Source organism: Pseudoalteromonas sp. McH1-7 (genome assembly GCF_013366255.1).
In the GTDB taxonomy this organism is placed as follows: Bacteria; Pseudomonadota; Gammaproteobacteria; order Enterobacterales; family Alteromonadaceae; genus Pseudoalteromonas; species Pseudoalteromonas peptidolytica.
The window spans coordinates 1-7,705 of sequence record NZ_JABWPQ010000047.1; the positions used below are offsets into that span (position 1 = coordinate 1).

Sequence of the window (7,705 nt, forward strand, 5' to 3'; positions counted from 1 at the left end):
GTTGTATTCAATAAATTACGCAAAGTACGTAAAGCAGCTTAATTTAGCGAGTGGTGCACTTCGGAGTTGAATTCGCGGGGCAAGCATAAACTGATATATACTTTTTATTAGCGGTAATATTTACAGGCTCATGAATACGCCCAATATAAGCACCTTCACCAATGCTATAACCTAAAGTTTTAATACCATTAATATAGTAAACTTCATACGGCAACTCTTCCCAAATAGGGGAGCAACCAATTAGAGATAATGTTGCCAAAGCTAGAATTACTCTCATAAGCCTCCCCAAATACCAATGCATTGCTTAAAGGCGTAAAAATGTTTGGCTACAATTGGCGAAAAATATGCGCAGGCCACGCCTTGTTCGTCCCCCTTTAATATACATATTAGATTTTAAATACTGATGACTGCGAGCATATCTTCATTGTCTTCATCCATACCAACCTCAACAAAGCCAAAGCTAGAATAGAACTCCTTAGCCACAGGATTCTTAGGGTTATAGCAAATTTCTATTTCCTTAAGGTTTGCAAGCTGCTTAATTTCGGCTAAAGCAAGATCTAACGCTTTACGACCAATGCCATTTTTTTGGTGTTTATGATCAATCATAAACCGCCAGATTGAAACCTTTGTAATCGACTCTTTAGCCCACATAAAGAAGCCGACAGGCTCTTTTTCCAAGTATATTGCTCTGGTTTCATACCCATCGTTAAACATAGATTCAACAAGTGACCACATATTACAAGCAACGTATTCTTCTTGCTCCTTTGATACATCAAGCTCACACACTGCTTCGTAATTATCTTTTGTAATCTGACGAAGTGACACTTCCAAGATTTTCTCCTTAAAGCTGGTGTTACCTACCAAAAGTAGACAGCTTAATTTATGCATACCTGCTTGCGTATTCCATTGGACTTAAATACCCTCATGCTGAACGCAATCGTACGCGGCTATAAAATATTTCAATGCACTCAAATATACTCACTTTAACTTCTTCAAGCGACTGATATTTTAGTAAAATACTAACTCCCGTTTAATTTCGAATAAAAAGGCTCCATCACCACATTATCCCAACAGTTATTTCTTCTACTCGTACTAGTTGTAGCTCCTATGTTACCTATAAGCCCTTGGTACATTAGTACTCTGCATTGAATATCTCTAACCGAGTGTATAATCAAATCGGCTCAGATTTCTCTGCGCTCAATTGCCATTTTCAACGCGCTTATTATCAGTAATTCTGTCATTTGCGTATAAAATGACCCACTAACTATCGCTCGAGGAAATAGGTCCATCACTGCCATAAAGTAAAGCCATTGCCCTTTACACCATATATACGTGATATTTGTCACCCATTTCTCGTTTGGAGAAGCCGCAAAAAACTTCCTGTTTAATACATTTTCAGCCTCATTCGGTGTCGCATAGCTAGACTGAAGAGCTACATTGAATGGAGCTAGATTGACGCTCACTTCAACTCAGAATTACACAAAATTGTCTATTATTCGTATCGAAACAACTCTAAAGTAAGGTAGCTATTGGTGTTTTCATATTTCTAAACATCAAAGCCTAAGCATCGTACAGGGCAAGACGCTGTGGTTAACAGAGCTTAAGGGGTTATCGCTAAATAGTTTATTCGGTTAAGCCAGCAAATATTCACAATTTGCTAGATTTGTGCGCCGTCGCCTTTTAAGGGTTTCACAGCAAGCGGTGAGTACTCGCGGGATGGGCAGTTGGTTGTTGCCTGGAGGTTTTGTGCAACTGATAAGACAATTGCTTTAGTAAAAATGCAAAAGCGCTCTAATAAAATAATAATTACACTCGGTTGCTGATATATAAATTTAATTGAACATGTCATGAAAAACCCACTCTAATTGGGAGTGGGCTAATTTAAAAATTGTTACTTATGGAAAGCTACTTTTTAGAGAGTACCAATTGGGTTAATCCGTTGGGGTTTATCAACACACTGAGTGACTGCATAAGCCGCAATTCTATAATTACTACCTAAACATATACCTACTTTGTAGGTTTTACCTAACTCTAGGTCGAGGGAATCTAGGTCAATGGGGCTTTCTATTAATTCATCTGTCAGATTTTTACAATAGTAGATACCCGTATCCGTGCTCGTTCCTTGTGTTGAACCGTCCCCTTCTAAATTTGGAGCGACCTGACCATTATCCCAACCATAGTTGGTGTTAACATCTGTAATAAACAACCAGCAGGTACCATTTTTAGGCTTTTGAATGTCTGACGGTACCTCAAAGCTAATAGAACCAGATGATGGCATTAGCTGTAATTTGTTAATGCTCGTTTTATCGTTCACTTCAGATGTGCCACAGCATTTATCAATAAGTGCGCTTGCTGCAATCACATCCGCTTTTTTTGATTGTAAAAAAACACCTGCAACTAAATAAAACTTGGTTGCAGAATCAAATTTGGATAAACTTTCAGTACAAATCTCAACTTTACGATTAAAATACACGTTATTCATTGGCTCAGTATACTTATCAGTTAATGCATCGCCATTTTCGTCTTGCAGCTGATACCAAATTTTGGCCTCAACGCCTTTTGGTGGTGAAACTTTTGGCCCTGTATATTTAAAGGTCAAGGCTTTGTTTTGATTGTCCCAGGAAATGTTAGACAGGTATGATTCTTGAGGCTGTACAAATACTTGTTTACCTCCTTTAAAAGTTTTAAGCACAGGAATATCACGCATCCCTTGTGCAGGGTAAGCCATGTTTTTGCGGTTTTGGTACCTCAGCGGTGACTCTGCCAAAATCGTGAAGTCTGCGCACTTACCAACTTCCAACGATCCAACCCATTTATCCGCGTGGCATTGCCAGGCAGCATCATAAGTCATCGCTTTAAGAGCTTGAAATGGCGTAAGTCGTTCATTCGGGTTTAATACTTCCAGGTTTTGATTTGGCGCACTTTCCATTAGTCGAGTGATGGCCTGCTCCATATAACGCAAAGGTCCCATAGGCGTAACACTATAATCACTATGAAGTGTTATTCGCATACCATGGTTATTAATGGCTGATGCACATAAATCTAATTGGTCTGCTCGTTGTTGACCGATAATAGTATTTTTAAAATTCCACCCCCAATAACCGACATGCCCAATAGTAAAACTTGGTGAAATGCCAAGGTGTTCCATTTCAGCCATGGTACTTGGTGAAAGCAAGGAGCAGTGCTCAATTCTGTCTCGACGTTGGTCTATAGTGTTTTTCGTAATACCAGCTTGTTTAAAGGCGCTGAGCGTTCTGTCTATCGCGTGATCGCCATTAGCATGCGTCATCGTCGGCCAACCATAATTGTTGGCTATTCTCATTAGTCCATTAAACTCTATTGGGTAGCCATAATTAAACAGGCCTGTAATATTCTGCTCTGCTAATTTTTTTATTTTATCTTCATTTTCTTCATTGAAGTCTGACTGTTCTGCATGGGCAAACACTTCATAATTTTCATTACAATCATACGGCGTATACTGATAGCCAGTTAATCCTTGTGAAGAACCATCGGCTATAAGCTTTAGAAAAGAAAGATTAAAGTCTTCGTCACCTGAGTTGGGCAAACCCAAAGAGCCGATGCTTGTATTCAATTGATCCAAACTATCTATCAAGTAAGCACCGCCTATGCGTACCTTACTCTTTGAGCTTTTGGCATACGCTTTTAAAATCTCTATTTGCTTCTCATCTAGCGCAGCATCCAACATATATGTGCTACCATGAGACACCGCACTTTCAAACAGCTTATCGAACTCTTGTTTAATTCGTTCTTTTGCTTGTAGCTTAATTTTCCCGTTTTCATAGTCATATGTTTCTATCAGAACTTTTAAAACTGGCACCATTTCAGAGAGTTCTTCAAGTACCCCGTTTTTACCTGTACTAACTTTTTTTTGTTTTTTACTTCCATTTTCTGCTTCTACGCTTATGTTATGTTCATCAATGACCTTAATCGCCGCATTATTAATATATGCCAAATGTCCTGATGTATTTGTAATATAAATCGGCACAGAATTAGATATGCCATCTAACTTATCCGCATTTATAACTTTATTCCCAGAAGAGAATAATGAAGGATCCATATTATGCCCTAGAATCCAACCTTCACCTGCTGTCATATTGTCTGCTTTTTCGGTCAAGACCTTTTTAACCCAATCAAAATTATATTTATCTTTTGGAAACACATTCTCCCGAAGTTGCTGACCATAAAAAGGGCTTAAATCTAACCCTGCATTAATTACCGCGCTGGGAATAATATGCACATGAGGCTCAATAAATGCAGGAATTAAAGTGGCTGCACCTTCAATTTCTTCGACCTTAGGTACTGAGTCTGAGAATTCTTTTTTTACATCTTCAAAACTACCTGCAGCGCAAATTTTTCCATCTTTAATACCTATTGCTTCGACATTTTCATTCATTCCCTCTCGCATAGTTAAGATTGTGCCGCCATTTATAGCGTGCATAATAAAACTCTCTGTCGCGTTATCTTCGGTTTGATCATTCAATTCGCAAGACGGGTTAAAATCTTTTGGCAATAAGCTTTGCCATAATTTACTGCCACAAGCACAGTTAAATATTTGATTACATTTATGAGTCATTTTTTATCCTTAATTTGAAATAGATAGTCTATTCTTCATCTAATGCAGTTCTTTTTTTAGCCAAGCACACAAGCATGGCTGCGAACAACACAGAACACATTTACAAATGAAGGGCAAAGTCACAATAAAACAATTAGGTAATGAGTTTAGGTAGTTTATACATACAATATACAGTAGCACACGAAATGGAGAGTAAAAATTACATAGAGTTACACGTCTCTTGCAATCCACTTCCTTTAATATGTGACATGTAAACTTTGGTTTTTTGGTAAAGTCATCAGCAGAGTTTGCAGCAAAGTTATTCGCTGACTTTCAGAGAATTACGGCAGAAGCACAATTTCGTTAACAATGAGCTTTTTACTACAAGATATGACACATGAATTTGAAAAAGGCCATTACACTTCATGCTCTTAAGTTATTTTAAACGTAAGGCGCTTCTCGTATTCATAAATTAAGATTCATCGCTCAAACAGGCTGTATTCGGGCGTGGTAAGATTAGACTCGATACTTCTCAAGCGTCCTCGGTGAAAACTTTACTTGGTGTCTGCCCCTATAAAATGTACTTGAGCGACACAGCCAAGCTTTGAGAGCCACTCTTAAGTGCTTGTATGGATAATACACCCATCTTAATTATTCTTTTTATACCGATTTAGGGTAAGGTGAGACCCAGGCTTTAGCTGCAACTAAAGCCTTCTTTCACAGTAGTTCGATTGAGCAAAGGCTCCTCTGTTGAGAGACCGATAACAAGAAAGAACGCTGTAAAAGACTCCAAGCACCACACTCGAATAGTCTACTAGGCCTCGAGCCCGCATTATGCAAGCAAGAGTTAGCTTATATGAATACTAAAACAAATCAAAGCATTAACATCGGTGTTGATACCGGTAAATTTCAACTCGATATTTATATTCGACCTTTAGATATTTACCTCTCTGTTTCTAACGATGAAAAAGGGATTAAAGAAGCTGTCAAAACAATCAAAAAGCACAAACCCGAACGTATTATTATTGAAGCCACTGGTAGATTAGAAATGCCATTTATTATGGCATGTGCCAAAGCTGGCTTACCATTCGTAATAGCCAATCCAATTCATGTAAAACGCTTTGCTGGCGCAATTGGTCAACGTGCTAAAACAGATAAGCTCGATGCTAAACTCATTGCCCACTATGGTGAAGCTATTAAACCATCGTTATCTCAGTTAAAGCCCGAAACTATGCAGCTTATGAGCGATTTAGTAGCACGCAGAAACCAGTTACTCGTCATGCAAACAATGGAGAAAAACCGTCTTCAGATATTGCCAAAAGAACTCGCTATGACAATAAAGCCTATCCTCACTGCATTTAAAAATCAGATAAATAAAATAGAAAATAAAATCGTCAAATTAATCGAGTCATGCCCCGAATATCAGGCTAAAAATCATCTACTTCAAAGCATGAAAGGCATTGGAAAAATCGCGGCAGCATCCATCATTAGTAACTTACCTGAACTGGGATATATGACCAACAAACAAGCTTCCGCATTAGTTGGAGTTGCACCGATAAATAGAGAGAGCGGTCGCTTCAAAGGTCTCAGAAAAATACAAGGAGGTCGCCATCAAGTTAGGACTGTTTTATACATGGCCATGATGTCAGCAATACAATCTAACCCAGTTTTTAAAGGTCAATATCAAAAGCTAGTTTCTGCCGGAAAACCGAAAAAAGTGACACTTATTGCGTGCGTTCGCAAAATGATTGTGATCTTAAATTCTATGCTTAGGGAAGGTGTAATGTGGGAAGCGCCAACAGCTTAAAATTAGCTATTGACGCCATAGTCTCTTGTTAGGCATGATTTTTATCAGGTTGGATGTCTATTCCTTTGATTAACAACCAAAGGCCAAACGTTATTTCAAAAAAAGCTCCCGGCATCATGAAGTAACTCAATACTTGAGGTGGATTAAGTAGAACAATATTTGAAAAACCATACACCACCATCGAAATATAAGTGAATAGCCCCCAAAGAACCAACCATTTAGGTACGTAATTGGAAACGTAGAACAAATACATGAAAATCGTGGCACCAATACCCATGATAATTAAAAGAACATCCCACATCGAGCCACTTATTTTCACAAATATGCTAGCTAATGTATGCAACTGCTCATCTTGAAATACAGTTGAAAATTCTGGATTCTTTAAAACTGCTATTACTGCCAATGTAATGATTGTTGCGACAAAGCCGAGAAGCCCTTCTCCAAACCTGAAAAGTAGTGCCACGAGAGCAAAATTTTTGTTTATCGTTTTAGTAACTAGGTACTGTGCCCATGAAGCCCAAATAACAGCTATAAACATAATAATATCTATAGTTTGAGCAAGTCTGAACCTTATCTCAACCTCATCAAAGGCCCCAAAGTTGTATATACCTTGCTTAAATAGTAGTGAATTAAACATCCCTAAAATTATATAAATCAAGTACGCAGCACCTAAATGCTTAACATACAACTTAAATGATGAACCATTATTGCCCATTGATAATTATCCTGTGATTGCTGAGTGTTTAAATGCCTAACGCTTGCCTAACCGGCGCGAAATAGCAGGCTAAAATTAGCGACGAAGGAGCGCAAGCCTGCTATTTTGCGTCCTTTGGTTGAAGCGCTTGTTATACTTTACTTATCACGCTGTTGTGCTAGAAATGCTGCATACTCTGATCTAGCCTTGCTGTTTGGTTTTAAACTTCTTGATTCACACCAAACAAGTAATTTACTAATTTTAATTGATATTTTTTTCACTTGCTGGCCACCAGCTCTAAGTTCTCTAATTACATTTTCTGCGTTTTGTCGCCACTCTTGGTAAGAGTCGTCCAGCGTATCAGGATCTTCTACTGTTTCTTTTAACTTTTGCCATTCATCAGGTTCAAACCAAGCAAAGGAATAAACGATTTGTTGTTCACTCATACTGGACTTCTCCGTGAAATATAACGCCTTACTAATGGGCGCATAAATGCTTGGCTAAAATTAGCGACGAAGGAGCGCAAGCCAAGCGTTTTGCGTCCTTTTGAGTCTCTTGTTATAAGCCTTTACTTTGATCTTTATACTTAGTTTCTAGTAGAGAGATTCTGTTGTTAGTTTTTTTAACGGCA

At 38.3% G+C, this 7,705-nt stretch carries 7 protein-coding genes; 1 reads left to right on the forward strand and 6 read right to left on the reverse strand.

Features of this window, described 5'->3' with window-relative positions; translation table 11 throughout:
- Positions 1 to 43: 43 nt before the first annotated feature.
- The 4 genes from HUZ36_RS21445 to HUZ36_RS21460 all read right to left on the reverse strand — a co-directional run bounded on the left by HUZ36_RS21445 (position 44) and on the right by HUZ36_RS21460 (position 4,594).
- Complete coding sequence (locus tag HUZ36_RS21445; RefSeq protein WP_176033929.1) at positions 44 to 277, reverse strand: hypothetical protein; 234 nt, start codon at positions 275 to 277, stop codon at positions 44 to 46.
- Positions 278 to 393: 116 nt separating this feature from the next.
- Positions 394 to 831, reverse strand: coding sequence for a GNAT family N-acetyltransferase (locus HUZ36_RS21450; RefSeq protein ID WP_147391374.1), 438 nt, complete (start codon positions 829 to 831; stop codon positions 394 to 396).
- A 350-nt stretch (positions 832 to 1,181) separates the two neighbouring features.
- Positions 1,182 to 1,463 (reverse strand): DDE-type integrase/transposase/recombinase, encoded by a 282-nt coding sequence (locus HUZ36_RS21455; RefSeq protein ID WP_176033930.1) that lies wholly within the window; start codon positions 1,461 to 1,463, stop codon positions 1,182 to 1,184.
- A gap of 449 nt (positions 1,464 to 1,912) precedes the next feature.
- On the reverse strand, positions 1,913 to 4,594 hold the full coding sequence (locus tag HUZ36_RS21460) for an amidohydrolase (protein ID WP_176033931.1): 2,682 nt from the start codon (positions 4,592 to 4,594) through the stop codon (positions 1,913 to 1,915).
- An 835-nt stretch (positions 4,595 to 5,429) separates the two neighbouring features.
- Here HUZ36_RS21460 and HUZ36_RS21465 point away from each other — a divergent pair.
- Complete coding sequence (locus HUZ36_RS21465) at positions 5,430 to 6,380, forward strand: IS110 family transposase (protein WP_176033932.1); 951 nt, start codon at positions 5,430 to 5,432, stop codon at positions 6,378 to 6,380.
- 28 nt (positions 6,381 to 6,408) lie between these two features.
- Here HUZ36_RS21465 and HUZ36_RS21470 read toward each other — a convergent pair whose 3' ends face one another.
- Together HUZ36_RS21470 and HUZ36_RS21475 are read right to left on the reverse strand one after the other, a co-directional pair.
- The gene (locus HUZ36_RS21470; protein WP_128729953.1) at positions 6,409 to 7,095 is read right to left on the reverse strand and encodes a DUF4386 domain-containing protein; all 687 of its coding nucleotides are present in this window, start codon (positions 7,093 to 7,095) and stop codon (positions 6,409 to 6,411) included.
- 137 nt (positions 7,096 to 7,232) lie between these two features.
- On the reverse strand, positions 7,233 to 7,520 hold the full coding sequence (locus HUZ36_RS21475; protein WP_176033933.1) for a hypothetical protein: 288 nt from the start codon (positions 7,518 to 7,520) through the stop codon (positions 7,233 to 7,235).
- Positions 7,521 to 7,705: the final 185 nt, after the last annotated feature.

Bases quoted from the DNA above. Each gene is read 5' to 3' on its own strand.
- HUZ36_RS21445 (WP_176033929.1), bottom strand. From the start codon at position 277: ATGAGAGTAATTCTAGCTTTGGCAACATTATCTCTAATTGGTTGCTCC.
- HUZ36_RS21460 (WP_176033931.1), bottom strand. From the start codon at position 4,594: ATGACTCATAAATGTAATCAAATATTTAACTGTGCTTGTGGCAGTAAA.
- HUZ36_RS21465 (WP_176033932.1), top strand. From the start codon at position 5,430: ATGAATACTAAAACAAATCAAAGCATTAACATCGGTGTTGATACCGGT.
- HUZ36_RS21470 (WP_128729953.1), bottom strand. From the start codon at position 7,095: ATGGGCAATAATGGTTCATCATTTAAGTTGTATGTTAAGCATTTAGGT.
- HUZ36_RS21475 (WP_176033933.1), bottom strand. From the start codon at position 7,520: ATGAGTGAACAACAAATCGTTTATTCCTTTGCTTGGTTTGAACCTGAT.